This is a genomic window from Brucella sp. JSBI001 (genome assembly GCF_026014005.1).
GTDB classification, from domain to species: Bacteria; Pseudomonadota; Alphaproteobacteria; order Rhizobiales; family Rhizobiaceae; genus Brucella; species Brucella anthropi.
Genome location: NZ_CP110339.1, coordinates 3,668,798 through 3,694,356 on the forward strand (window position 1 = coordinate 3,668,798; position 25,559 = coordinate 3,694,356).

Consider the following 25,559-nt stretch of genomic DNA (forward strand, 5'->3'; position numbering starts at 1 on the left):
TAAATAACGGAAGGAAAGCGGCTTATCCCCTGACAAGCCAGACAATGCCGACGCCGATTGCGAGCGCTGCAATCCCGGCAATGCGCAACATGTTCTCCGGCGTCTCACTCGCTTCACGAGCAAGCTTCTTCGCCAAGGAAGGAAAGCCGCCGTAGAGCAGCCCTTCGAGAACGAAGAGAAGACCTACGGCGGCTAGAAAATCGCTCATGAGCGTTTGACCCGGTTGTTACTGGGCAGGCGTTGCCAGCTTGCCGCCAGCATCGCGGAAGAACTTGAAGAACTCCGAGTCCGGCGAGAGAACCAGCGTTGTATCCGGGGTCTCAAGGGCTTCACGATAAGCAGACATCGAGCGGTAGAAGGCGAAGAAGCCAGGGTCCTTGCCTGCAGAGCCTGCGAATATCTCACTGCGCTGCGCATCGCCTTCACCACGAAGGATTTCCGATTCCTTGCGCGCTTCTGCAATCGTTTCGACGACCTGACGATCCGCGACAGCGCGGATGCGCTGGGCAGCTTCACGGCCACGGGCACGCAGGCGCTCTGCTTCGGCAAGACGCTCTGCCTTCATGCGGTCATAGGTCTGCTGCGAAACTTCAGCCGTCAGATCGGTACGACGGATACGCACATCGGCGATGGTCAAGCCAAGCGACGTCGCATCGGGACGAAGCTGGTCACGCACTTCGCGCATCATGTCGCCACGCTCTTCCGAAAGTGCCGCTTCGAATCCGCGCTGGCCGTAGACGCTACGCAATGCAGCATCAAGACGAGTACGAAGACGCTGCTCGGCAAGCAGCGTGCTGCCCGAAACGGTTTCACGGAACTTGCGCGCATCGGTAATGCGATAAACGAGGAACGCGTCGACGTCATAGAACTTGCCGCCCGAAACCTGAACGCGGATATCGTCCAGATCGAAGCGCAGCAGGCGATCATCGATCAACTGCACAGTATCTGCATCAAGGAAGCCAAAAGGTAGTTTGAAGTAGATGCCCGGTTCCGTCTTCACATCAACGATCTGACCGAAGCGAAGCACGATAGCCTGCTGACGCTCGGATACGATGAACGTGGCGGAGTAGATCAGGAAAGCGATGACGGCGATAATGCCGCCAATGATTGGGAGCCTGTTCTGAGCCATTACTGGTTACCTCCGCTCGGGGTCGTCGTGGTCGCATTCACGCCTGGGCGTGGCTGCTGGCGCATGAGTTCGTTCAGCGGCAGATAAGGCACGACATCCTTTCCAGGTTCGACAATGACTTTCTTGGTGCTCTTCAGCACCTGTTCCATGGTTTCGAGGAACAGACGGTTACGCGTTACTTCCGGCGCCTTCTGGTATTCACCCAGAACGGAGCTGAAACGCTGCGCCTCACCTTCCGCGTCCTGAACGACACGGTTCTTGTAAGCGGCTGCTTCTTCGCGAAGCTGGGCTGCTTCACCACGAGCCTGACCGAGCTTCTGGTTCGAATACTGGTTCGATTCTTCCACGAAACGGTCTTCGTCCTGTTCGGCACGCTGCACTTCATCGAAGGCATCAGCCACTTCACGCGGCGGTGCTGCATCTTCGATGGAAACGGCATTGATCTGGATACCCGTTTTGTAGGTATCGAGCGTCTGCTGAACAATATCGCGAACACTGGATGCGATTGCCGAACGGTTGTCGCGGAAAACGTCCTGAGCCGGTCGACGGCCAACGATTTCGCGGATCGCGCTTTCAGAAACCTGCTGCACCATCGCATCCGGATTATCGACGTTAAACAGATAGGCCTGCGGATCGGAAACGCGATACAAAACCGAGAACTGAACGTTGACGATGTTCTGGTCGCCCGTCAGCATCAGGCCCTGCGTCGCACTTCGGTTGCCCTGCCCACCGATATTGATCTGCTTTTCGACGATCTGCGCCTTTTCATAGGTTTCAATCGGCCACCAATGGAAATGCAGTCCCGGTTCGGACACTTCTTCCTTCGGCTTGCCGAAGCGCAATTCAACAGCGAGTTCGTCCGGCTGCACGGTATAGACGGACTGGAAGAGCCAGAAGCCGACAACTGCCGCGCCAATAAGGAAAAGAACGCCGCGATTGCTGCCGCCCTTGCCACCACCACCGGGGAAGACCTGCTTCAGACGATCTTGTCCTTTGCGCAGAATATCTTCGAGATCAGGTGGTGTGTTCTGGCCGCCGCCACGTGGGGCCTTTGGCCCTTGTCCCCAAGGACCGCCATTATTGTTGTTATTGTTGTTATTGTTATTATCGTCGCCGCCACCCCATGGGCCGCCGCCACCATTCTGATTACTCCAGGGCATCCTCACCTCTCGTCCAGGCGACGGGAAAGCGAGCTGCCCACTCCCGTCATCAACTAATGTTTCCGTTTTATAGGCATCGGGAGGTCCGCTTTCAACGCGAAGACGACAAAATTCGTGAACTATGCTTTACACAGCACGTTTTTCGTACACAAAATAGCGCGTTGGGTGACTATCCTTGTCACCAGCGGGCACATCCTCCTGCGAAACGACGCGCCAGATTTGGAGGTCGATTTCTGGAAAATGCGTATCTCCATCGATCTCGGCCAGCACGCGGGTCAGGTGAATATGGTCCGCGAGAGGCAAAGCCTGCGCATAAATTTTCCCGCCGCCTATGACGCAAACCTCTCCGACACCCAGGTCAGCGGCCAGTTTTTGTCCGAGCGCAATTGCCTCTTCGAGAGAACCGATAGCACTTGCACCTTCAGCCTGAAATCCGTTGTCCCTCGTCACGACAATATTGGGCCGTCCCGGCAAGGGGCGCCCAATAGATTCCCAAGTCCGCCGCCCCATGATAACCGGCTTGCCGAGCGTCAGGGCCTTGAAGCGTTTGAGATCGGTTGAAAGCCGCCACGGCATATCATTGTCGCGCCCAATGACGCCGTTTTCGGCGGCAGCAACAATGATCGAAACAATCGGTTCTTGTACGGACATGGAATGCCTCAAACAGCAATCGGCGCTTTGATCGTCGGATCGGCCTCGTAGCCCTCAAGCTGGAAGTCCTCGAAACGAAAGGCAAAGAGGTCCTTCACATCCGGATTGATCCACATTGTCGGCAATTTCTTTGGTATTCGGGTAAGCTGCAGGCGCGCCTGATCGAAATGATTGGCGTAAATATGCGCATCCCCGAGCGTATGGATGAACTCTCCCGGTTTCAGACCGGCAACCTGCGCGATCATCATCGTCAACAACGCATAGGAAGCGATATTGAACGGCACGCCCAGAAATATGTCCGCAGAGCGTTGATAAAGCTGGCAGGAGAGTTTTCCATCGGCGACATAGAACTGGAAAAGACAGTGGCATGGCGGCAAAGCCATTTCATCGACCAGCGCCGGGTTCCATGCCGATACAATCAGTCGCCGCGAATTGGGATTTCCATGCAGCATCTTGAGAAGATTCGCGATCTGATCGATATGACGACCATCCGGCGCTGGCCAGGAGCGCCACTGATAACCATAAACCGGGCCCAAGTCGCCATTCTCGTCTGCCCATTCATCCCAGATCGAGACGCCATTTTCCTTCAGATAGGCGATATTCGTATCACCTTTCAGAAACCAGAGCAGCTCATGGATGATCGAGCGAAGATGCAGCTTCTTGGTCGTGAGAACCGGAAACCCCTCTTCGAGATTGAAGCGCATCTGATGTCCGAAAACCGATCGCGTACCTGTACCCGTGCGGTCACCACGGTCGGTGCCGTTATCCAGCACATGTTGAAGAAGATCGAGATAGGTGCGCATGGGGGATGATCCAGAATCCGATTCGTTTAAGCCACTATAAAGAAAAACCCCGGTGTAAGGCACCGGGGCTTCGGATTCACCAGATCGCTGTGGATCAAAGGCCGCCGAGTTTTCCGAGCTGCTTGGCGACCAGATAATAGAAGGTAACGCGATTCTTGTTGCGATCACCCTTCATGACTTCCGCAACATGCGCGACGACTTCGTCACCCTTAGCTTCGTCATCAACGCCGAGTTTCTTGGCAACCCAATTGGTGCGGACGCGCTTCAATTCTTCCGGGTCCGTTGCCGAAACGAGCGAGGAATCGCGATTGCGCAGCGCAATACCCAGATGCTTGACGATCTTGTCGACTACAGCTTCATCGGCACCGGCATCGTAGCGACGGACATCCGCGAGATATTCACTCATATATCCACTCTCCTTCGAATGGGGTATCAGCACCCCGTTTCAGCCACGGAATCCGGCTATATAAGAATTTACTTGCCGACCCCGATATGTTGCGAGGATTGACCAGCAAATGCAGGCTGTCAATGAAAAATGAACACAAGGGCTGGTTGTCGGGAGCCTATTGGCAAAACCCGTTAAAAACTACGCACCCTCTTCCAATCATGATCAACCGCGCCTATATACGGCGTGTCGGCGCAAGCTGACTATGGTGATAAATGGACGGTGTAATAAACCCATTGGACCCGGGGGCGGTACCCGGCGCCTCCACCAGAATACAAATCAGCCTATCGGTTTGTATTGTGGCGGGGGCGAAACAGGATCGACAAGGGTGTAAAGATCGCTCTTTTACTCGGCATGATACCACCGTTATCGGGTCAATTGAGTAGTTGCAAATGACAACAAAGCTCAGGGTTATGCTCTCGCTGCCTAATGGCGGTGCGGGAAACCCACTCTAAAGTCCTTAGGGTTAGCCCCTTAAGGCGGGGTTCGGAGGCACCTGGCAACAGAAGCCTCCACTTTCCCTTTCACATTGCTTATGCAGCGGCGGCTTCCGTATCGAGTTCACTTGCCTTGCGCGAAAGAACGATCTGCGTCAGCACGAAGGCTGTGAGCGCACAACCGGCAATTCCGCCGACCATCGGCACAGCCGTTCCGTCAAAGAACGAGCCTGTCACACCAATGGCAACGCCGCCAATCACGAAATGCAGCGTACCCATCAGCGCAGAAGCAGTTCCTGCAATCTCGCCGTGGTCTTCCAGAGCCAGCACCGCCGTTGTCGGGATGACAAGGCCAAGGAAACCATAGCCAACGAACAGGAAGCCTGCGATCAACCAGAGCGACTGATGCCCCATGAGTGCGGCGGCGAACATGGCGAGCATTGCCGCTGCAAATCCGGAAACGGCGAATCGCATGACACGGCGAAGCCCGAAGCGTGCCCCCAACCAGCCGTTCAACTGCGAAACGCCAAAGAACGATACTGCATTGGCCGAAAACGCGATGGCATATTGCGTCGGCGTCAGGCCGTAATGGTCGATAAGCACGAAGGACGAGTTGGCGAGATAGACGAAAAAGGACGCGATGCCAAAGCCGCCAACAAAGACCAGTCCGAGGAAATAGCGATCCTTAAGCAGACGACCGTAGCCGCGCAAGGCGCTGCCCAGATTGCTTTCAAGCCGGGCCTCTGCTGTCCGCGTCTCTTTCTGTGCAGTGGCCACCAGAATGATACCAATAACGGCAGCGACCAGAACCGCCCAGAAAACACCACGCCAGCCAAAGAAGCTGATGATGACGGAACCGGTCAGCGGCGCCAGAATCGGCGAAATGGAGAAAACCAGCATCAGAAGCGACATCAGACGCGCTGCCTCGATACCTGTGTGAAGGTCTCGCACGACGGCGCGCGGGATGACCATACCAGCTGCGGCACCCAGCCCCTGAACGAAGCGGAAAAGCACGAGCACATCTATATCGGTCGCGACGGCGGAGCCAATGCTGCCGATACCGAACAAGACCAGACCGCCATAGAGCGGAAGTTTACGCCCGACCATATCGGACAGCGGCCCGCAGAAAAGCTGCGCAACCGCGAGAGCAATGAAAAAGGCCAGAAGGCTCATCTGCACCGCACCAGTTTCCGCGTGCAAATCGGCGGCAATGGTGGGCAGAGCTGGCAGATACATATCGATCGCAAATGGGCCAATGGCGGAAAGAAGGCCAAGAACAATGGCATTGCGCACAAGACTGGAAGCCATGGGGGACGCGCTTTCATCAATGTTTCGTGAGGTTCCCGCACCGATTTCGGATCTCCGGTTTTGCTTGGGAGGATGGCGCCGTCGGGCTCGCAAAACCGGTACAGGACAGATAAATATTTGTATTCGCTACCGGTTTTCGTTCCATCTTAACGATATCGACCTGTTTTCCATTACGGTCGACACTTGAAAACTCTGTAGCGAAAGGCATTCTATACGCATGGTCAAAACAGATTTGACACTGATGTCAAATTAGACACCATTGTCCAAAACGTCAAGCTATCTTATGTTGGAGTCATGAAGCCTACTGACATTATCGACATGGCCGCCCTGCCCGAGAAGCGTGCTGCATCCGAAAAGGGCCTGAATTCCGCGGTAATAAAGCCCGGACAGTGCATGAAGCGCGACTTCATTTTGTGCTCTGCTGCGCGTGTTTTCAATCGCGACGGATTTCAAGGCGCGAGCATAGACCTCATTGCCAACGAAGCGGGCGTGTCACGTCAAACCATCTATAATCACTATCGCGATAAGGAAGCTTTGCTTGCTGCCGTCGTCGAGGATGCGCTTGCACGTATGAACGCGAGCCTGTTCGCAGTTCTGGCCACTTTCCCCCAGACTGGCGAAAATCTGGAGCATGATCTGGTGGCTTTCTCGATCCGTATGAGCCGGAATTGCATATACGATTCGTCCGGTGCGTTTCTGCGCAAGGTAATGCAGACCAATGAGACCAACCTGCCGCTTGCAGCCAATATTTGCAGCACCAAAGGCCCGGCACAAGCCATCCCGGCCATAGCAGCCCGTCTGGCGCGCCTCGCCATGGATGGTCATCTGCGCGTCGACGATCCGGACCTTGCCGCACGCCATTTTATGGCGCTTATCAATGCCGACACGCACTACCATATGCTAACCGGTCAGGGTGTGGACGATGCAATCATCGAAAAGAGCGCCGTCAACGGAGTACGCACGTTCCTGATGGCCTTCGGAAGTCGATAGAGGCAAGCGCACCCTATTGCGTTCAAAAATTGCACATCTTTCCGCCACAGGCGTCGCCCTATTGCTTTTTCAGATCATATATCATCCGTTCCGGCGAGAACGAACTTGACATCGACCTCCGAATCCGTGGGATAAGCAAACCATGGTACAGGACCTAATCCGTTACGATATTCTCGCTCAGGAAGCCCTACGCGGCGTCATTCGCAAGGTTCTTGCGGAAGTGGCCAAGGCTGGCTTGCCAGGCAACCATCATTTCTTCATCACGTTCCTGACTGGAGCGCCCGGTGTGCGAATTTCCTCGCGCCTGAAGGAGAAATATCCCGAGCAGATGACAATCGTTTTACAGCATCAGTTCTGGGACATGCTCGTTACGGATCAGTTGTTCGAAGTCGGTCTGTCTTTCGGTGACATTCCTGAAAAGCTGACTGTACCTTTTTCTGCCGTCCGTGGTTTCTACGACCCTTCGGTCAATTTCGAACTCGAATTCGATGTCGCGATCGCACAGCCAGAAAGCGACAATGACGAAGGCGGCAATGTAGCCCCTATCGAAATCCTCCCCACGGAAGCACCGGTCGAGAAGGCAGAAAAGCCTAAATCGAAGTCGCGCAAGACTGCAGCCGAAAAAGAAGCCGCTGCGGCCAAAGACAACAATCCAGATGATGGCACCGACAAGGAAGCCAAACCTTCTGCCGATGTTGTTTCACTGGATGCTTTCCGGAAAAAGTAATTCCGCACACACCATCCTCATGTGAATAATGGGCCAGAAACCCGTTTGTTTGATTGGACAGTTCCGTTTCACTGTTGATCGTGATCAATGGTGAAAAGCAAACCGGCGCTTTATACTCTGTTCTGACGGCAACCAGTTCAGGATTGAGTTCGATGATTCGTGCAATTGCTCAGGCAGTATTGTGGGTAAGCGGCATTGTCGCGGCTTTCTTCGTGGCAAAAGACGAACCCAACTTTCCGCTTCTGCAGATGACAGTTGGGCTTATACTTCTTATTCTGGCGTCCTTGGCCATCTGGTGGTTCACCAACCCCAAAGATCCACAGAAGTAGAACCAGCCTATTACGAGCTTGCGAGACAGGGCCGAAACGCGGTAATTTTTCAGGAGCCTTCAACATTTCCGCGTGGTTCCATGAGCGATATCGTCAATCTCAGACAGTTCAAAAAGCAGAAAGCCCGCGCTGAAAAAGAAAAGCAGGCTGACCAGAACCGCATTCAATTCGGTCGTACGAAGACCGAAAAAGCTTTCGCTCGCACGGAGACGACAAAAGCGGAACGTTTTCTGGATCAGAACCGTCTGGAAAAAAACGATAAGCCGGACGAGACAAAGTGAACTCGTCAGGACGTTTACGCAAACATTCCGTCAGTATTCGCGGGCACGCAACCAGCTATACGCTTGAAGACCCGTTTTTCGAACTGGTTGAGGAAATTGCGGCCACACGGGAGCTTTCCGTAGCGGCCCTGATCGCAGAAGTCGACAGCAAGCGTGACAGATCAATCAATCTGTCTTCCGCACTTAGACTTCATGTTCTGGATTGGCTCAAATCCAGAGTAACTCAAGGCTGAGGTACAGGCACCACAGGCGTCGTTTCCAGACTTTTCAGGAATTCGTTGAGGGATTGACCACCTTCCGGCGATGCCAGAGGATCTTTCGATCCACCCGCCGGTCCGCCTTGCGGCTTCTCAGCCTCAAGCCGTTGAGCTTCCGCGGCGGTTTTCCGAGCCGCTTCGCGCGCACTGGCTTCGGCACGACGTCTCACCTCGTCCTCACGCTGCGAACGATCACGTTCCACTTCATCTGCTTCGAACAGCCCAAGCTGACGACGAAGGCGCTGCTTCTCCATCAAACTCGCCTGCATGGATTCAACACGTTCCTGTTCGCGTTCAAGCGCACGCTGGGTCAGAAACTGAACGAGCGGCTGCTTGTCGAATGACACCTCCGGCGCGCTATAACTTCCGCCGAGAGAAAAGGCCACCTGCGGAGAAATACCTGTATCGGCGCCATCCCCGTTCTGGAACGTCAAAGTACCGTTTCCGCCAATTCCCAGTGTCGACAGATCGAATTGCAGATCGCTGAGAAGAGCCGCATTTCCATCGCTCAGATTTGCCGCAGCCATACGCGCGACACCGCCGCTGATCGTAAAGTCAAACCGCGTGTTGCCTGGCGCAAATGTGCCCTGCCCGGCTGCCTTGTCGGCAATGCCGACAAATTGCTTGGAAGCAAGCTTGTCGGAACCGGAGAACTGATCGCCCGTTGCATCGGCCGCCGCTATCATTGCAGGCAATGCCGCCCCATCCAGACCGTCGACGGTGAAATTCTCCACGTCAAAACTTGCCGCTCCCGCCAGCGATCCGACCAGCGCCGCAACGCTCTCGCCGCTACCATTCAGATTGACGGCAGCTTTCACCACACCGCCCAGCGGTGCAGAACCGTTCTCTAGCTGGTAAAAATCCTTGAGCTTTGCGCCACTCCATTTGAGCTCTGTCGAGAGGAGTGCATTCTTGTCGCTATTGCTCAGAGAAACATTTCCAACCAGATATCCACCTGCCCAGTTGCCGGTCAATTCGTTCAACTGAAGACTATCCATGGTCTTCAGAAGCCGTGTTGAAAACTCCGTAGCGGTCCCGAACCCTTCCATATGAGCTTGCGCCACGTTGAGCTTCATATCCAGCAATAACGGCAGGGACGGACGGACCGCGAATGCACCACGTGGCCAGATTGTCTTCGCGGTGGGCTTTGCCGGCTCAAATGCATCCTGCCCAAGCATGATAGCAGCAAGACTATCAACCTCGAGCGTCGCGAGCTTTGCCTCACCCTTCAACTGCGGCAGGCCGCTATCGGCAAAATTGGCCTCCAGCCGCGCGGAAACATCTTCGCCATCCAGCTTTCCTGTCAGATTGGGAAACCGCAAGATACCCTTTGCGAACTGAAAATCGCTGGTAAGGTCTGCTGAAAGACCTTCACCAAATCCGGGCAGCGCGAAACCGACCGTTGCGATGAATGGTTGCAGATCGGCGGAACTCAGCTGGGCCTTGCCACTGGCAGCGATATCCCCTCCGACCAGCGAAATCACGCCATCAGTTGTGGCCGTCCCGTCAGGCGCCGCCAGTTTGAGTAATGTCCGCATACCTGCACTCGGCGCGCCCTGCATGCTCAGGTCGGCGGTAAGTTCACCAGCCAGCCCCAAGGGCAAGGCGGGCATACCGATCAACGCAAGTACCACTTCACCTTGATCCGATGTAGCAGTGCCGTTCAATTGCATCTGCAACGGCTCGCTCTCACCCTCGCCACCGCTCGCCGTGCCCGACAGGTCCAGCTTCATGCCGCCTGTTTTTCCGGTAACACTGAACGAAAACTCCCCGACACCGGGAGCGCTTTTGGTGTTCGCCTCAGCAGGCCGGGCACTCTTACCCTTGGATGCCGCGCCTTTAGCAGGTGTCTTGTCCGCCACTGGCACGGACGGCGCCACCGCATTGGCGATGACATTGATCTCGCTATCCTCGAACAGCCCAGGGAAATTTGCCGCGCGCAACGAAAGCGCATGAAACAGCGGTAGCTGGGGATAGCGGTTGGCCATCAGCGAGAGGAAACGCGAAAGATCTCCAGACAGTATCGTCGCATCGAGCGAGCCGGAAGGCGTATTGGAGAAGGGTTCGTAGGTGCCTGTTGCAGTAAGCGTCGTGCCCGCTACATCGCCAACCAGCAGCCGGTCGAAATCGAAGCGCCCGTCATGCAGCCGGAGCGCCATGTCGACATTGGCCGCTTCCATGTCCTGATAGCGGACAGGCCCTGCCTTGAATGCCAGGTTCAGCGATTGGCCATCGAGAAAATCCAGCCCGTCACCACTGGAAAAAAAGGCTGTAAAAGCTTGCAGCGCTTCGCTTTCCACCGCTCCACCATTGAGGGCGAGCGTAATTGCAGGCTGTGCCAGACCCTTTACTTCGCGAACAAACGAACCTTTGAGTGTGGTTTTCCCCAACGCAATTTCGAGATTGTTGATCCGCTGCATTCCGTCGCGAAGATCGACCTGTCCTGAAAAACCCGCGCCTTCGAGCTTGCGCACGGAATCGTCAACGGTCTCGTTCAGCCAGCTTGCGAGACCGGACGGCTGACGCGAGGCAACGAGCATATCCCCCTTGAAGCCGAAATCCTTGCCAACCGAGAGCGTACCCTTGGCTTCCACCTTGGTTCGCCCCGGAAGATCAGCAGCGAACTGACGAATATTCCAGTTCTTTCCGTCAGGTTCCGCGCTCACTGTGACCGAGCGTATCGTTGTGCCGCCCGCGATGACGGCAGGAAGGCGCAAATCCACATTGCCGGGTATGGTGGGAATGGGAAGTTGTTCGAGAACGCGGCGCGCTATCGCAATACGATCAGTAACCGGCACGGCAGAACCGGATTGTTCTTCGCTGGCGGCTTCATTCGGGCCCCAGAAAAGCTGCTGTCCGTCGGCGCTGACCTCGAAACGCGGCTTGGCGCCATAATCAATGAATGCCTTGCCATTCACCACATAAGGATTGTCGGCAGGCCCCTGCTCCATCCGGAATTCGCTGGCATCGAAGCGACTGCGATCCGCCTTGAATTTACCGGTTACGCGTACACCACTGAAAAAAGGCGTTATCGTCGGTGTCTTCTGATCCTTAGCCGTCTTGGCAACCATATCGGAAGAGCGGAGCGAAAAATCACCGGCGTAGTCGAGCCGACCTTCGGTCACGGTCACATCGCCATCGGTCTCGAAAGTAGCCGGGATTGCCTCCGGCGAAATGCGAGCGCGTACGCGCAGCGAACCGTCCGGCTTCGCCTCGCCGCTTGTAAGGTCGATCGCCAGCTTTTCGCCCTGAAGAACGAGACTTCCGTTTGCCTGCCACGGACCTGCAAGACTGTTTGCGGAGATCACGGCATTGAGTCCGGTAGCTGTATGACTGCGGCCGCTTGCCTCTTCGCGAAGGGTAATTATTCCGTCACTAACGGAAAGCCGCTCCAGCTTGATTTTCGTCGGATCGAGCGGTGTCGACGGGCGGATCGCCCAATCGACCTTGCCGCTTTTGTCCAGGGAAATCGTGGCTCGCGGGCGATCCACGCGCATATCGAAAATCAGAAGTTGGCCGCGCAGAAACGGCATCAGTTCAGCATCCATCGAAAACGTATCGACGGTCATCACCGGATGAGCAGCATCGGCCCCGACGCGCACATCGGAGAAAGCGACAGAGGGAAACGGCAAAAATCGGGCGTTGACGTCACCAGCGACCTTGACAGGGCGCCCCAGAACACGGCTCGCCTCGCGCTCGAAATCGGCACGATAGCCGCTCCAGTCAACAAAAGGCGGCACGACAAGTGCTGCCGTCAACAGCAGCACGAGAAGCCCGCCGACGATGACGAATATGCGGCCCAAGAACCAGCTCCGGTCAAACAGATTGTAAGTTAGCGCGAAACAAAGAGTGAATCACGCTGTCTTTATCTGCGCAACATAACGGCATCGATCCGGCGACAACAAGGCAAATTGCATCACAGCCATATCGATATGCACGCCTGCCTGAATCAAACTCTTGGCAAACCCGCCCAAACAGCTGAATTGAATCAGGAAATCAGTATTTTGCCCGGATTCATGATGTTGTCTGGATCAAGCGCTTTCTTGATGGCCCGCATGTAGTCCGTGGCTTCACCCAGCTCCATGGCCAGATACTTCATCTTGCCTTGCCCGATGCCATGTTCGCCGGTGCAGGTTCCCTCCATGGCAATGGCACGTTTTGCCAATCGGTCCATGAATGCTTCGGCACGCTCCATTTCGCTCATATCATCCGTGTCCAAAAGCAGGAGAAGATGGAAATTACCATCCCCCACATGCCCGACAATTGGTGCTATCAGGCCTGTTTCGGCAAGGTCTTTTTCCGTCTCGCCGATGCAATCGGCCAGACGCGAAATCGGTACGCAGACATCAGTGGAAACACCCTTGCAACCGGGCCTCAGCAAAAAAGATGCAAGATAGGCGTCGTGACGCGCCCGCCATAGCCGGTCGCGTTCCTCGGCATCGTGGGTCCACTGGAAATTGCCACCACCATTGCCTGCAGCAATTTCTCCAAACAATTCCGCCTGTTCGGCAACGCCGCTTTCCGTGCCGTGGAACTCGACAAACAGATAGGGCTGCGCCTCATAAGGCAGTTTGGAGTGGAGGATCAACGCCTGCATCTGAAGCGTGTTTACAAGCTCGATACGTGCAACGGGGATACCCATCTGGATGGTTTCGATCACCGTGCGGCAAGCCGAAGCCACATCCGGGAAAGGACAGATACCGCCGGAAATTGCCTGCGGAATCCCCTGCAGTTTCAATGTCAGCTCGGTGATGATGCCAAGTGTTCCCTCGGCTCCGACAAGCAGCCTCGTGAGATCGTAACCCGCAGCCGTCTTCTTCACGCGTTTGGAGGTCTCGATCAGCCGTCCATCCGGCATCACGGCTTTCAGAGCCAGCACGTTCTCACGCATAGTCCCATAACGCACCGCATTCGTACCGGACGCACGGGTGGAAGCCATACCGCCCAGTGTGGCATTGGCGCCCGGATCAATTGGAAAGAACAGTCCGGTATCGCGCAGATATTCATTCAATTCCCGGCGCGTAATACCCGGTTCCACCACGCAATCCAGATCTTCCGCATGTACGGCAATCACCCTGTTCATGCGCGTAAGGTCAAGAGAGACACCACCAGCGGGCGCGTTCACCTGCCCTTCGAGCGACGAACCGGCACCGAAGGCGATAACCGGAACGCGATGTTCAGCACAGATGCGGACTACATCCTGCACCTCCTGTGCGGTCTGGGCAAAGATGACGATGTCCGGCGCCTGCGTCGGCACATAGGTCGTCGTGTGACCGTGTTGTTCGCGGATAGCCTGACCGGTCTGCGCACGCTCACCGAAACGCTGCTTGAGAATACCCACTGCTGCGGCAATACCGTCCTCATTGCGTGCAAGCGCAACAACATTTTCAAGCGACATCGTTCATTCTCCGAAATTCATAGTCAAACGACAGGCAACGCCAATGCGACCGGGTCTTGTCCAAGATGCTCGGCAACGGCGCGGATCACCAGATTATGGTCCTCGCGCTGCGGCAGCCCCGATACGATTACGGCGCCGATCACGCCTGCCCCTGCAACGCGGATCGGAAATCCGCCGCCCGCCAGCGCGTAATCTTCGACATTCAATGCTTTATGGAGAGCAAACATGCGATCGTCGCGATTCTGCTCCAGAACAAGACGATAGGTCGAAGCATGAAAGCGGCGCACGACATTGAACTTACGGCGCAACCATTCCTGATTGTCCACTGTGCTTCCGGCGGTCGTCGCATAAAACAATTGCCGGTCCCACAGGGAAATTTCGGTGGCAATGCCGAGCTTTTCCTTCACGGCGATATCGCGAATGCGATGACCAAGCGCGAATGCTTCATTCTCGTCAAATGACGGAAAAATAAGCGCCTGTTCCTGCCGAATGATCTGCGCAATCGCCTGCTTGCTGTCGTCGCCCTGTGCCATTCTCTGCATTTCCCCGATGAGCTGCACGAAATCTGTGCGTTCCTTGTGCGCCTTCGATCACGTGATTGCAATAAGGGTTGTCCGCCATCAAACTTGATTGATCGGATGCAATCCACTAGTGGAGCCCTATGGTTCAGAACCCCAATATAGATGTGCCTCTGAAAGGCGATCAAATACCGGAATTTGTCGAAACCGCCGTATTCAAGCGCGACGTGTTCTCGGAAACGCATGCCGGTTATTTCATAGGCAACCCCGAGACCCGCATCATTCGGCGCGTCGTAAGCGCTGCTCCATGGTGGTCGAAGCCGCTGGCATGGATATTGGCCCGGCGCGAAATCCGCGGCCTCAAGACGGTACGCGGCATCGAAGGTGTCCCACAGCTCCTCGCCATCGACAAGGACGGGCTGTATCGATCCTGGACGGAAGGCACACCGCTGCATCTTGCGCGGCCTTCCGATCCGAAATGGTATCGCACCGCGCACCGCATCCTGCGCGATATGCGTCGTCTTGGTGTCACCCACAACGACCTCGCCAAACCGCAAAACTGGCTGATGACACCCGAAGGTGAAGCAGCGGTCATCGATTTCCAGCTTGCAAGCGTTCATCGTCGTCGTGGCGCGCTCTATCGCCTGATGGCCTATGAAGACTTCCGCCATCTCATCAAGCAGAAGCGTGCTTTCGCAAAAGACCTGATGACACCGACGGAAAAGCGCATTCTGGCGCGCCGTTCTCTGCCGTCGCGCATCTGGCTGGCGACAGGCAAGAAAGTCTACAACTTCATCACTCGCGGCATTTTCAGCTGGTCGGACGGTGAAGGCACTGGTGACCGGATCGACAATGAAGGCCCTGCAATTCAGGCTGCCCTCAAATCCGATCCACGCGTGACCGATGTAGCGCTCGCGCTCTATTCACTGCCAGCCAAGGGCGTCGGCATCTACGCTTTTGTGGAAACACTGAACGCCGATGAGAAAAGTCTGCGTGCAAGGCTCAAAGGCCAAAAGGTTGAACTGATCCAGCCGGTTGCGCATCTGCCGCGGCGCGCCGATGGGACCATCCGAGACGACATTCTGCGGCTAATCGCAATGAACCAGATGACGGAGCTCGATGATCTTCTGCAGCGTGAACCGGAACTGCGTGGACTGGTTGAAGCACTGGCCTCGCATCGCCTGAACTTTACGGATCGTCGCGTTACTCAATTAGAGTAGTCGAATATTTTAACCCTTTCGCTGGTCTTTCAGCCGCGAATCATTACATTCGGGTCAAATGTCTGACTTTCCCGACGATATGCCGTTTTTCGGCGATGACGACGCTCCGGCAGGCCGCACGCCTGCTCCCGGTGGCATTGCCGCACGTGCCATGGCAGCACGCAACCAGCAGCGTGGCGAACCCGATTACCTAAAAGGGCTGAACCCGGAACAGCGTCAGGCTGTCCTGACGACAGAGGGTCCTGTTCTGGTGCTTGCCGGTGCGGGCACGGGAAAAACGCGCGTTCTGACAACGCGTATCGCACATATTCTGACCACCGGCCTTGCCTATCCAAGCCAGATTCTCGCCGTGACTTTCACGAACAAGGCCGCGCGCGAAATGAAGGAGCGTATCGGTCATCTGGTCGGCGGCGCAGTCGAAGGCATGCCGTGGCTCGGCACGTTCCACTCGATCGGTGTTAAGCTTTTGCGCCGCCATGCGGAACTTGCAAATCTGACATCGGATTTCACCATCCTCGACACTGATGACGTGATCCGCCTCATCAAGCAACTCATTCAGGCTGAAGGCCTCGATGACAAGCGCTGGCCTGCCCGCACCTTCGCCAACATGATCGATGGCTGGAAGAACAAGGGATTCGGACCATCCGATATTCCAGAAGGCGATGCACGCTCGTTCGGCAATGGTCGCGGACGCGAGCTTTATCAGGCCTATCAGGAACGCCTGCGCACATTGAACGCCTGCGATTTCGGCGATCTTCTGCTGCATCCGATCCGTATCTTCCGCAATCATCCGGATATCCTGCGCGAATATCACGCGAAATTCCGCTACATTCTGGTGGATGAATATCAGGATACGAATACGGCGCAATATTTGTGGCTGCGTCTGCTGGCGCAACGACCAAAATCACGAACGACAGCGCCAACGCGGGCCGGAGGCTCGCCGGTACAGCCCGCCAAGGCATCCGAAGCCTCCCGCAGGACCGATGAGCGCAGCGAATTCGGCGTGAGCGGAGATAAAGTCAATCTGTGTTGCGTCGGCGACGACGATCAGTCGATTTACGGCTGGCGCGGAGCAGAAGTGGACAATATTCTTCGCTTCGAAAAGGATTTTCCGGGCGCAGTCGTCATCAAGCTTGAGCGCAATTACCGCTCCACAGCGCATATCCTCGGTGCAGCCGCCCACCTGATCGCACATAACGAGGGTCGCCTTGGCAAAACGCTGTTTACCGAAGCACCCAATCCGGACGATCCACGGGTCAAAGTTCATGCGGCCTGGGACTCGGAAGAGGAAGCCCGTGCTGTCGGCGAAGCCATTGAGCAGGCCCAGCGTCAGGGGCATCTCCTCAACAACATGGCGATCCTCGTCCGCGCTTCTTTCCAGATGCGTGAATTCGAAGACCGTTTTGTCACACTCGGTCTCAACTACCGCGTCATCGGCGGCCCGCGCTTCTACGAGCGGCTCGAAATCCGTGATGCGATGGCCTATCTGCGTGTCGTTGCACAACCGGCCGACGATCTGGCGCTGGAGCGCATCATCAACACGCCGAAGCGTGGTCTGGGTGAAGCCGCCATCCGCCAGATCCATGATTATGCCCGCGCACGCGATATTTCGATGTTTTCTGCGGCCTGCGATCTCATTGAAACCGAGGAATTGAAGCCGAAGCCACGTTCCGCACTGCGCGAAGTGGTCGAGAACTTCCTGCGCTGGCAGTCCCTGATCGACAACACGCCGCATACCGAACTGGCCGAAACCATCCTTGATGAATCCGGCTATACGGGCATGTGGCAGAACGACAAATCAGCAGAAGCACCGGGCCGGCTTGAAAACCTCAAGGAACTGATCCGTTCCATGGAGGAATATGAAAGCTTGCGCGGTTTCCTTGAGCACGTTGCACTCGTGATGGACGCCGAGCAGAATGAGGATCTGGATGCCGTCAACATCATGACGCTGCATTCGGCCAAAGGTCTGGAATTTGAAACCGTCTTCCTTCCCGGCTGGGAAGAAGGCTTGTTTCCACACCAGCGCGCGCTTGATGAAGGCGGGCGTTCCGGCCTTGAGGAAGAGCGCCGCCTCGCCTATGTCGGCGTGACCCGCGCCAAGAAAAACCTGCATATCTGGTTCGTTTCCAACCGACGCATCCACGGCATGTGGCAATCGACCATTCCTTCCCGTTTTCTGGAAGAACTACCGGAAGCGCATGTGGAAGTGGCCGAACTGGAAGGCAATTACGGCGGTTACGGCGGTGGCTATGGACAGTCCCGCTTCGACAAGGCTGATCCATTCCAGAATTCCTATTCGACACCCGGCTGGCAGCGCGCGCAGCAGAATCGCTCCGATGCCACCCGTAACAACTGGGGTTCTCGTTCGGGCAGCAAAGTGGAACGCATCGGCTATGGCGAGACCGATTCCGGTTTTGGAGCTGGTCGTGGCTCCATCAAGGGACGCACGATTGACGGTGAACTGGTGGCCAAGTCAGTGGCCGACAAGCCATCGGCCTTCAAGGCGGGCGACCGCGTGTTCCATATCAAGTTCGGCAACGGAACGATCTCGCTTATTGACGGCAACAAGCTGACCATCGATTTCGACAAGGCCGGACAGAAGCGCGTTCTCGATAGTTTCGTCCAGCCGATCTAGTTTCCATCACAGATGAAGGATCAGGGCAGCCGGATTATTCCGGCTTGCCCTTCGCCCATGTTACATCACCCTTGTAAAGCGGCACGGTTGAAAGCGACGTTTTCGCTGAACCATCCTGAACCTGTGTCGCATGGGCGAGATAGAGCAGAGTATTGTTTGTCTTGTCGTATATGCGCGTGATGACAAGCTTCTTCCAGATCAAGCTTGTACGCTCGGAGAACACCCGTTCCCCGCCCTTACCGAGATCGATATCTGCGATAGTGATCGGCCCTGTCTGCTCGCAAGAGATGGAAGCATTGGACGGGTCCTCGAACCAGTTGCCTTTTTGCAGCCGGTCGATCATGCCGCGCGAAAACGACGCCAGATGACAGGTTACGCCCTGCACTTTCGGGTCCTGTACCGCATCGATGACAATATCGTTTCCAAGCCAGTCGACGCCAACCTTGCCAACTTCTTCGGCCGGAGCGGCCGAAGCCGCAACGACCAGCATGGGAGCAAGCAACAACCCGGCAAAACGCTTCAGTCCGACCATATCTTCCAGCCTCCAGAACTGTTGTGATGCCAAGGTGGGTAAACAATTGCGGCTTTGCAAGAGCCGGAATTCAGCTGCTCCACTTTTCCAGAAACGCCTCGATTTCGAGCGTCTGGATGTCTGGAACCGCTTCATAGAGCTTTTCCACCGACCAGTTCCACCATTCGAGTTCGAGCAGTCGGTCTATGACAGCATTATCGAAGCGTTTGCGGATGAAACGAGCGGGAACACCGCCGACCACATGATAGGGTGGCACATTCTTCGTCACGACCGCATTCGCACCAATCACGGCACCGTGGCCAATCTGAACGCCCGGTGTGATGACCGCGCCGTGGCCGATCCATACATCGTTGCCGATGATCACGCGCTGCTCCTGACGCCTTGCCCGGAACTCGCCATCAACGCCCAGATAACGAAAATACTCATTCGGTCGATAACTGACTTTATGAGTCGTGAGCCGCTCCATCGGGTGTTCGAGCGCATTGATGCGAACATTCGCGGCAATAGAACAGAACTTGCCGATCTCGGCATAGATTCCCTCGCCGTTCCGCTCGAAATAAGTGAAGTCGCCGACCATGACTTCACGAAGAATCACACGCTCGCCAATATCGGCATACCGTCCCAGCTTGACGGATTTCAGTTGAGCCGTCGAATGAATGCGGGGTTCACTGTTCTGGAAACGGAGATCATCTGACGACATCATTGCAAACTCACCTCAAGCTTCCCTGCAGCGCAGTCAGCTCTGGAACGAACTGCTTAAGCCGCTTCCTGCGAACTATCTTGCTCGCCGGAAAGATAATCCTTGATAACATTCGGCAGAACATCGTCAAACTTCGCAATGAGGGTCTGGTGAATTTGGGCTCGAAATGCGGGATCGAAACGCTCAAAACCCTGCACGCAGCCGAAGGGCGCTGAACCGGCCTCGATCGCCTCAAGTTCTTCCGCCCAATGTTTTTCCTGGACAAAATCCAGATAAGCCAGTTCTCTCGCCGGACGAACAGAAGCTTTGTGCCGCAAAATCTCCAGATGATTGGCGAGAGCAACCGTATTGAACTGTTCGATATCGCGATATCGGAAACTGACCTGCTTATTCAGAACGCCGGGTTTCTCGGTGAAAAAAGCCGCCAGCGTGTTGCGCCGCAACGGATGTGGGTGATGATGGATCGACATGAATCGATCCTTCATGCCAGCAGTGACAGCGCCTTTCCATTGCGCCATGCGGAATTTCGGAAACGTATATTCATACCGCGATATCTTGCCAAGCAAATGGCGCAGCTTGTACTTCCAGCGGGTGTTTTCAGGCCGCACCCAATCGCCATGAAGAACAGGGCGCTCGTTCTCATAAAGATCGGATACTGTCAGCGGAGCATTCACGAAGAAATCGTCGTTGGAATAAATAAAATGCTCCGACAGCCCGGGTATCCGCCACATCGCACCTTCAATAGCGCGGGCGTTGAACGAAGGGCGAGCAGCCGGCAAACCATCAAAAATATCATCATGTGATACGATCTGAATAAAAGAAGCATCACATTTGCCCTCATGCTTGAATGCATCGAGGAAACGTGGCTTCTGATGATCGGTGATGATGAAAATGCGCTTGATGAACGGGGCGAATTTGATGACGGAAGCGATGTTATAATAAATCTCGCCATTATCGAGATAACGTTCGTTTGTAACGGCTTCGAAATGCGTGCGATCAGAATTTGGCGCGAACCTTTTTCTGGCAGCCGTATGCGCGGGATCCTGCCCGTCAACCCAAGCGATTACGTAATCGACTTCCAATATTGCTCTCACAAGAAATTGCAATTTTATGACCGAAATATATCAGTTCGATCAACCTTGCAAAAAGAAAGAACGAAGAAGCTGTTCAACTTTGGTCACGCGAATGAGACAGGAGCCAAACTGTGCGAAGAGCCATTTCCACCGCGCGACAAATAGTCAAAAGTTTCAGAAATTATTGAAAATTGAGCAAATGGCCGTACATTACCGCCATGCTCTTCATGATGCAGGATGCGGCTATATCGACCGTTCTGCAACGCATAAAGAAAAGATAGATTGTTGATCAGCGCATCAAGGCGCGTTCGGAAATTCAAGGCTGACTGGACATGAAAAAATTCCTGCCCATCTTCATCATCGCCTTCATCGTCGTTATCGTCGGCGCTGCGGGTCTCAATCTTTTCCGAGACAAGGAAGCGGCTAAAGAACCCTTCGGCGGTCCGCTTAACCTTGTGACCATGGATGGCACGCCTTTCACCGAGAACGACCTGCGCGCTGCGCCAGCAGCAATCTTTTTCGGCTTCACCCATTGCCCGGACGTCTGTCCCACCACGCTCTATGAGCTTGATGGCTGGCTGAAGCAGCTTGGGCCGGAAGCCAGTGACATCAAGGCTTATTTCATCACCGTTGATCCGGAACGCGACACGCAGGAAGTCATGAAGACCTATGTCGGCAACGTTTCCGACCGCATCATTGGCATCACCGGTACACCACAGAATATTGCTGATATGGTCAAATCCTACCACGTCTATGCCAAGAAGGTTCCGGGCGAAGACGGCGAATATACGATGGATCATACAGCATCGGTATTTCTGCTCGACAAAGGCGGTCGCTTCCGCAGCACAATCGCCTATCAGGAAAACCCGGATACGGCTCTGGAAAAGTTGAAGAATCTGGCCAAAGGCGCTGCAAAGAGCTAAATAGAATCTACGAAGCATTTCCATCGGAAATGCGTCAGAGCCTGAATCAAAAAGCGGCATGTATGTGCGAAAATGGTGATTTTCGAGTACCGGAACGCAATGTACTTCTGAGCATGGTCCCGAAAAGTTGCAGACTTTACGGATAAGACTATGCACCCGAGAAAGCTACATGAGCACCGGAACGCAGAAAAATTGCCATTTGCAGCCATACAGGTCGGCTTTTGGTACAGACTCTCAAAGATAGAGAGCTTTATTACTTCATGGCCCAGTCACGACTTTTCTTTTCGGCGGATAAGGCGGAAGCCGAGCGCGTCTACAACATTCTCGAACAGACTTTCGAGGAAGACGGCTTCCCCATCGCTATCACCGAAATCGATGAAGACCGGCAGATTTTCGAGGTGTCGGTCTATGTCGAGGACGATGCCGAAGATGTCGCCAAGCGGATCGATGCGTTGGTCGGTGCGGACATTTTCTCCGTCGAAGAACTGCCTGACATCGACTGGGTCACGCATTCGCTGGAAGGTCTGAAGCCTGTCAGAGCCGGGCATTTCTTTGTCCATGGCTCGCACGACCGCGACAAGATCGAAGCAGGCGACATCCCCATTGAAATCGATGCTGGTCTTGCCTTCGGCACCGGCCATCACGGAACGACGGCAGGATGCCTTGAACTGATCGAGGAAACTGTCAACGGCGAACATCCGACCAATGCGCTCGACCTTGGCACCGGCAGCGCTGTTCTTGCCATCGCCATAGCCAAGCTCGCTCCCATTCCTGTACTGGCTACCGATATCGATCCTGTCGCTGTCACCGTCGCCGCAGAAAATGCCGCCAAGAACGGTGTGGCAGAACATATCGTTACGGCAACGGCGGAAGGCTTCAGTCACCCGATCTTCCGTTCCTATTCGCCATTCGACCTGATCGTCGCCAACATTCTTGCCAATCCGCTTATCGAGCTGGCACCTTCCCTCAAGGAGCATCTGGCATCCGGCGGTTCCATTGTTCTTTCCGGAATACTTGACAGTCAACACGATGCAGTGCTCGCTGCCTATCAGGCACAGGGACTCACCCACCAAAAGACGCTGCATCGCGAAGGCTGGGTAGCAATTCATCTGAAATAACAGGCCGTTTGAACCACGGCGTATTCCTGTTTTGAGCGAGTTAAACCTATGGCTTTTCAGAGTTTCGACGTCACCACAAATCCGGCCAATGGCGGCCCACGCGTTGCGAAGCTGCGCGCGAAAATGGCCGAACTTGGCCTTGACGGATTTCTGGTTCCTCGCGCAGACGAGCATCAGGGTGAATATGTTCCGCCCCATGCGCAGCGCCTTGCCTGGCTGACCGGCTTCACCGGATCGGCTGGTGCCGCGCTCATCCTCGAGAACAGCGCCTATATCTTCGTCGATGGACGTTATGAACTGCAGGTCCGCGCCCAGACCGACCCGAAGGTCTTCTCCTATGAAAGCCTTGTCACAAATCCACCGGCTTCCTGGCTGGCAGAAAACGGCAAAGGCCTGAATATAGGCTTCGATCCCTGGCTCCATACAATTTCCGAAGCCCGCGCCTTGCGCGAAGCGCTTGAAAATCAGGGCGGTCAGCTCGTTCCCGTCGAAATCAATCTTGTTGACGCCGTATGGAACGATCAGCCTGAAGTGCCAACGGCAGAGGTGACGATCCAGCCTGCCCGCTTCTCCGGCCATGAAGCGGAAGACAAGATCAAGGAAATGCAGGCGGCAGTCGCCGCAAGCGGCGCCAGCGCAACTGTCCTGACCGATCCGTCATCAGTTGCATGGGTGTTCAATATCCGCGGCAAAGACGTGTCCAACACACCACTGCCGCTGAGCTTTGCCATTATCCCTGCAAAGGGCGAACCAGAGCTTTTCATTGATGAACGCAAGCTCGCCATCGAACCACGCGCCTATCTGACCCAGCTCGCCAAGCTCTCGGCACCGAGCGATCTGGAAGGGCACCTCAGTGCTCTCGCGGCCAAGGCAGAAGCTATTCTTCTCGACCCGACCCTTGCGGCTGAACAGCTCCGCCTCGTTGTCACCAGCGCAGGCGGCAGTGTGATCGAAGGCAAAGACCCTGCCCGTATTCCACGCGCAATCAAGAACAAGGCGGAACTTGATGGCTCACGCGCCGCCCATGAGCGCGACGGTGTGGCTATGGTCAATTTCCTCTCATGGGTCGACGGCCAGAAGCCCGGCACAATCGATGAAATCAGCGCAGCGCAGAAGCTGGAAGAATCGCGTGCCGATGCCGGGCGCGACTTCCAAATGCCGCTGGAAGACATATCCTTCGACACGATCTCCGGTGCGGGGCCAAATGGCGCAATCATCCATTATCGCGTCAATACCGACACCAACAGAACGCTTGAAGATGGCGAGCTTTATCTGGTCGATTCCGGCGCACAATATCGCGACGGCACCACCGACATTACCCGCACCGTCCCCATCGGCAAGGTAACGCCAGAGACGATCAAGGCATTCACGCTCGTGTTGAAAGGTGTGATTGCGATCACGACGGCGCGTTTCCCGAAAGGCACACGCGGGCAGGATATCGACGTTCTGGCGCGCATCGCACTATGGAAGTATGGTTTTGACTATGCGCACGGAACCGGTCATGGCGTCGGCTCCTACCTGTCAGTGCACGAAGGCCCACAGAGCATTTCGAAAAAGGGCGCGCAGGAACTGCTGCCGGGCATGATCCTTTCCAATGAACCGGGCTATTACAAACCCGGTTCATTCGGCATCCGCATCGAAAACCTCATCATCGTCACCGAACCGGAAGTGCCGGAAGGCGGCGACATTCCGATGATGGGCTTCGAGACACTGACTTTCTGCCCTATCGACCGGCGCCTGATCGACAAGTCACTTTTCACGCACGAGGAAATCGACTGGCTGAACAGCTACCATGCCAGCGTGCGCGAGAAGCTTTCAGGCCACCTCAAGGACGCTGAACGCAAATGGCTTGAAGCGGCAACCGCGCCGCTTTGATAATGCATTCACACCGTGAAATGGCGTAGCGCGATCAAAAGCGCTACGCCAGCAAAGAACATGGTCATCATGCTGAGCCGCAACGAAAGCACGATGCAAACCGCGAGTACGAGCAGTTCCCGCCAGCCATGATCCGAAGCAGGCGCAGCCACGATGGCCGTCAGAACGGCTGCAGGCACGGCGTTGAGCGCCGCTTCCACCCGGTAATGCACACGGCTGAAGCGTGACAGGACCAGATGCCCACCAATACGGGTGAGATAAGTGCAGAGCGCGCCCGCAAGAATGATCCAGATTGTGGTGGACATTTACGCCTCCCCTTCGCGTGGCTTGGCAATAATCGCCGCAAGAACAATGCCGCCAAGTGCGCCCAGCGATACATGCCACGGAGATCCCACGAACTTGTAGGCCGCCACGGCTGAAATCGCACTGACGATAACGACCGGCAGCCAGTTCTGTCGGTGACGGAAACTCATCACCATGCCGAGAAAATAGATCGGCAGCAGAAAGTCGATGCCGAAGGCGTAGGGATTCGTGATCAGATTGCCGAACAGCCCGCCAATCAGCGCTTCGAGAACCCAGGTCAGATAGAATGTGAGCCCGATGGCCATATACCAGACGAAGGTGACCGGCTTACCGGCTTCCGCTCGCTGTTCAACTTCCGCATACTGGATGTCTACCAGTACGAAAAAGGCCAGTGCCTTCTGCCATGGCTTGAAGTGACGGATACGCCGACCTGTGCTCGCCGAGTAAAGCACGTGCCGGAAATTGACGGCGAAGATCGACATGACAATCATCCACGGCGCAATGTTCTGGCCGAAAAGATCTAGCCCGACCATCTGGCTGGCACCGGCATAGATGATGGAACTCATGAACACCGCTTCGGCGAGCGACAATCCGTTATCGACAGCAAGCGCACCGAACAGCAGGCCAAAGGGCGCGCCGGCAACGACAAGCGGAAGTCCGCGCCGGACACCGTCAATAATATCGGCGCGCGCTGAAGCCCTTACGGGCCGAAAAGTCTGATCCACGAATATTCACTCCTCCGAATGA

Annotated in this window: 26 protein-coding genes and 1 other RNA gene; 12 read left to right on the top strand and 15 right to left on the bottom strand. The window is 55.4% G+C overall.

Features of this window, described 5'->3' with window-relative positions; translation table 11 throughout:
• Positions 1–22: 22 nt before the first annotated feature.
• From LJ361_RS17395 to LJ361_RS17420, 6 genes are all read right to left on the bottom strand, one after another.
• Positions 23–208, bottom strand: coding sequence for a DUF2065 domain-containing protein (locus LJ361_RS17395; RefSeq protein WP_006467185.1), 186 nt, complete (start codon positions 206–208; stop codon positions 23–25).
• Between the two features lie 18 nt (positions 209–226).
• Positions 227–1,129 (bottom strand): protease modulator HflC, encoded by a 903-nt coding sequence (gene hflC, locus LJ361_RS17400; protein WP_010659764.1) that lies wholly within the window; start codon positions 1,127–1,129, stop codon positions 227–229.
• The gene (gene hflK / locus LJ361_RS17405) at positions 1,129–2,289 is read right to left on the bottom strand and encodes an FtsH protease activity modulator HflK (RefSeq protein ID WP_264812069.1); all 1,161 of its coding nucleotides are present in this window, start codon (positions 2,287–2,289) and stop codon (positions 1,129–1,131) included. The genes hflC and hflK overlap by 1 nt, the downstream gene beginning before the upstream one ends.
• A 126-nt stretch (positions 2,290–2,415) precedes the next feature.
• Positions 2,416–2,940, bottom strand: a complete 525-nt coding sequence (locus LJ361_RS17410) for a dihydrofolate reductase (protein ID WP_010659762.1) — start codon at positions 2,938–2,940, stop codon at positions 2,416–2,418.
• Positions 2,941–2,948: 8 nt separating this feature from the next.
• Positions 2,949–3,743: a thymidylate synthase gene (locus LJ361_RS17415; protein WP_010659761.1), complete on the bottom strand. Its 795-nt coding sequence runs from the start codon at positions 3,741–3,743 to the stop codon at positions 2,949–2,951.
• 94 nt (positions 3,744–3,837) lie between these two features.
• The gene (locus tag LJ361_RS17420) at positions 3,838–4,149 is read right to left on the bottom strand and encodes a DUF2853 family protein (RefSeq protein ID WP_010659760.1); all 312 of its coding nucleotides are present in this window, start codon (positions 4,147–4,149) and stop codon (positions 3,838–3,840) included.
• 188 nt (positions 4,150–4,337) lie between these two features.
• Between LJ361_RS17420 and ssrA the strand changes: the two genes are divergently transcribed.
• Positions 4,338–4,705, top strand: a transfer-messenger RNA (tmRNA) gene (gene ssrA, locus LJ361_RS17425).
• Positions 4,706–4,721: 16 nt separating this feature from the next.
• On the opposite strand, the gene LJ361_RS17430 is transcribed toward ssrA, so the two are convergent.
• Positions 4,722–5,933, bottom strand: a complete 1,212-nt coding sequence (locus LJ361_RS17430; RefSeq protein WP_010659759.1) for a multidrug effflux MFS transporter — start codon at positions 5,931–5,933, stop codon at positions 4,722–4,724.
• Positions 5,934–6,227: 294 nt separating this feature from the next.
• Here LJ361_RS17430 and LJ361_RS17435 point away from each other — a divergent pair, with 294 nt between their 5' ends.
• From LJ361_RS17435 to LJ361_RS17455, 5 genes are all read left to right on the top strand, one after another.
• Positions 6,228–6,923 carry a TetR/AcrR family transcriptional regulator gene (locus tag LJ361_RS17435; protein WP_029376072.1) on the top strand — a complete coding sequence of 232 codons (696 nt, stop codon included), beginning with the start codon at positions 6,228–6,230 and terminating at the stop codon, positions 6,921–6,923.
• 142 nt (positions 6,924–7,065) lie between these two features.
• Positions 7,066–7,650, top strand: coding sequence for an SspB family protein (locus tag LJ361_RS17440; protein WP_010659757.1), 585 nt, complete (start codon positions 7,066–7,068; stop codon positions 7,648–7,650).
• 74 nt (positions 7,651–7,724) lie between these two features.
• On the top strand, positions 7,725–7,979 hold the full coding sequence (locus tag LJ361_RS17445) for a hypothetical protein (RefSeq protein ID WP_115179278.1): 255 nt from the start codon (positions 7,725–7,727) through the stop codon (positions 7,977–7,979).
• 80 nt (positions 7,980–8,059) lie between these two features.
• Complete coding sequence (locus LJ361_RS17450; protein ID WP_010659755.1) at positions 8,060–8,260, top strand: DUF4169 family protein; 201 nt, start codon at positions 8,060–8,062, stop codon at positions 8,258–8,260.
• Positions 8,257–8,493, top strand: a complete 237-nt coding sequence (locus tag LJ361_RS17455; RefSeq protein ID WP_010659754.1) for a ribbon-helix-helix domain-containing protein — start codon at positions 8,257–8,259, stop codon at positions 8,491–8,493. The genes LJ361_RS17450 and LJ361_RS17455 overlap by 4 nt, the downstream gene beginning before the upstream one ends.
• On the opposite strand, the gene LJ361_RS17460 is transcribed toward LJ361_RS17455, so the two are convergent.
• From LJ361_RS17460 to LJ361_RS17470, 3 genes are all read right to left on the bottom strand, one after another.
• Positions 8,484–12,320, bottom strand: coding sequence for an AsmA family protein (locus LJ361_RS17460; RefSeq protein WP_264812070.1), 3,837 nt, complete (start codon positions 12,318–12,320; stop codon positions 8,484–8,486). The genes LJ361_RS17455 and LJ361_RS17460 overlap by 10 nt on opposite strands.
• Positions 12,321–12,505: 185 nt before the next feature.
• Complete coding sequence (locus tag LJ361_RS17465) at positions 12,506–13,915, bottom strand: FAD-binding oxidoreductase (protein ID WP_010659752.1); 1,410 nt, start codon at positions 13,913–13,915, stop codon at positions 12,506–12,508.
• A 23-nt stretch (positions 13,916–13,938) separates the two neighbouring features.
• Positions 13,939–14,448 (bottom strand): heme-degrading domain-containing protein, encoded by a 510-nt coding sequence (locus LJ361_RS17470; RefSeq protein ID WP_010659751.1) that lies wholly within the window; start codon positions 14,446–14,448, stop codon positions 13,939–13,941.
• Between the two features lie 128 nt (positions 14,449–14,576).
• Here LJ361_RS17470 and LJ361_RS17475 point away from each other — a divergent pair, with 128 nt between their 5' ends.
• Both LJ361_RS17475 and LJ361_RS17480 read left to right on the top strand, forming a co-directional pair.
• A complete protein-coding gene (locus LJ361_RS17475; protein ID WP_010659750.1) occupies positions 14,577–15,653 on the top strand; it encodes a serine/threonine protein kinase in 1,077 nt (358 codons plus the stop codon).
• Between the two features lie 58 nt (positions 15,654–15,711).
• Complete coding sequence (locus LJ361_RS17480) at positions 15,712–18,288, top strand: ATP-dependent helicase (protein ID WP_010659749.1); 2,577 nt, start codon at positions 15,712–15,714, stop codon at positions 18,286–18,288.
• Positions 18,289–18,322: 34 nt separating this feature from the next.
• On the opposite strand, the gene LJ361_RS17485 is transcribed toward LJ361_RS17480, so the two are convergent.
• The 3 genes from LJ361_RS17485 to LJ361_RS17495 form a co-directional block, all read right to left on the bottom strand.
• Positions 18,323–18,820, bottom strand: a complete 498-nt coding sequence (locus tag LJ361_RS17485; protein ID WP_010659748.1) for a CreA family protein — start codon at positions 18,818–18,820, stop codon at positions 18,323–18,325.
• 70 nt (positions 18,821–18,890) lie between these two features.
• Positions 18,891–19,523 carry a DapH/DapD/GlmU-related protein gene (locus LJ361_RS17490; RefSeq protein WP_010659747.1) on the bottom strand — a complete coding sequence of 211 codons (633 nt, stop codon included), beginning with the start codon at positions 19,521–19,523 and terminating at the stop codon, positions 18,891–18,893.
• Positions 19,524–19,576: 53 nt separating this feature from the next.
• A complete protein-coding gene (locus tag LJ361_RS17495; RefSeq protein ID WP_226622288.1) occupies positions 19,577–20,464 on the bottom strand; it encodes a hypothetical protein in 888 nt (295 codons plus the stop codon).
• On the opposite strand from LJ361_RS17495, the gene LJ361_RS17500 reads away from it, so the two are divergent.
• The 4 genes from LJ361_RS17500 (at position 20,393) to LJ361_RS17515 (ending at position 24,509) form a co-directional block, all read left to right on the top strand.
• Positions 20,393–20,758, top strand: a complete 366-nt coding sequence (locus LJ361_RS17500) for a hypothetical protein (protein ID WP_226622316.1) — start codon at positions 20,393–20,395, stop codon at positions 20,756–20,758. The two genes, LJ361_RS17495 and LJ361_RS17500, sit on opposite strands and share 72 nt — an antisense overlap.
• Before the next feature lie 167 nt (positions 20,759–20,925).
• Positions 20,926–21,516 carry an SCO family protein gene (locus LJ361_RS17505; protein WP_010659745.1) on the top strand — a complete coding sequence of 197 codons (591 nt, stop codon included), beginning with the start codon at positions 20,926–20,928 and terminating at the stop codon, positions 21,514–21,516.
• Between the two features lie 260 nt (positions 21,517–21,776).
• Positions 21,777–22,634, top strand: coding sequence for a 50S ribosomal protein L11 methyltransferase (locus LJ361_RS17510; protein WP_010659744.1), 858 nt, complete (start codon positions 21,777–21,779; stop codon positions 22,632–22,634).
• A gap of 48 nt (positions 22,635–22,682) precedes the next feature.
• Positions 22,683–24,509 carry an aminopeptidase P family protein gene (locus tag LJ361_RS17515; RefSeq protein ID WP_010659743.1) on the top strand — a complete coding sequence of 609 codons (1,827 nt, stop codon included), beginning with the start codon at positions 22,683–22,685 and terminating at the stop codon, positions 24,507–24,509.
• An 8-nt stretch (positions 24,510–24,517) separates the two neighbouring features.
• On the opposite strand, the gene LJ361_RS17520 is transcribed toward LJ361_RS17515, so the two are convergent.
• Complete coding sequence (locus LJ361_RS17520) at positions 24,518–24,814, bottom strand: AzlD family protein (RefSeq protein WP_010659742.1); 297 nt, start codon at positions 24,812–24,814, stop codon at positions 24,518–24,520.
• A complete protein-coding gene (locus tag LJ361_RS17525) occupies positions 24,815–25,537 on the bottom strand; it encodes an AzlC family ABC transporter permease (RefSeq protein WP_010659741.1) in 723 nt (240 codons plus the stop codon). It lies immediately after the preceding gene.
• Positions 25,538–25,559: the final 22 nt, after the last annotated feature.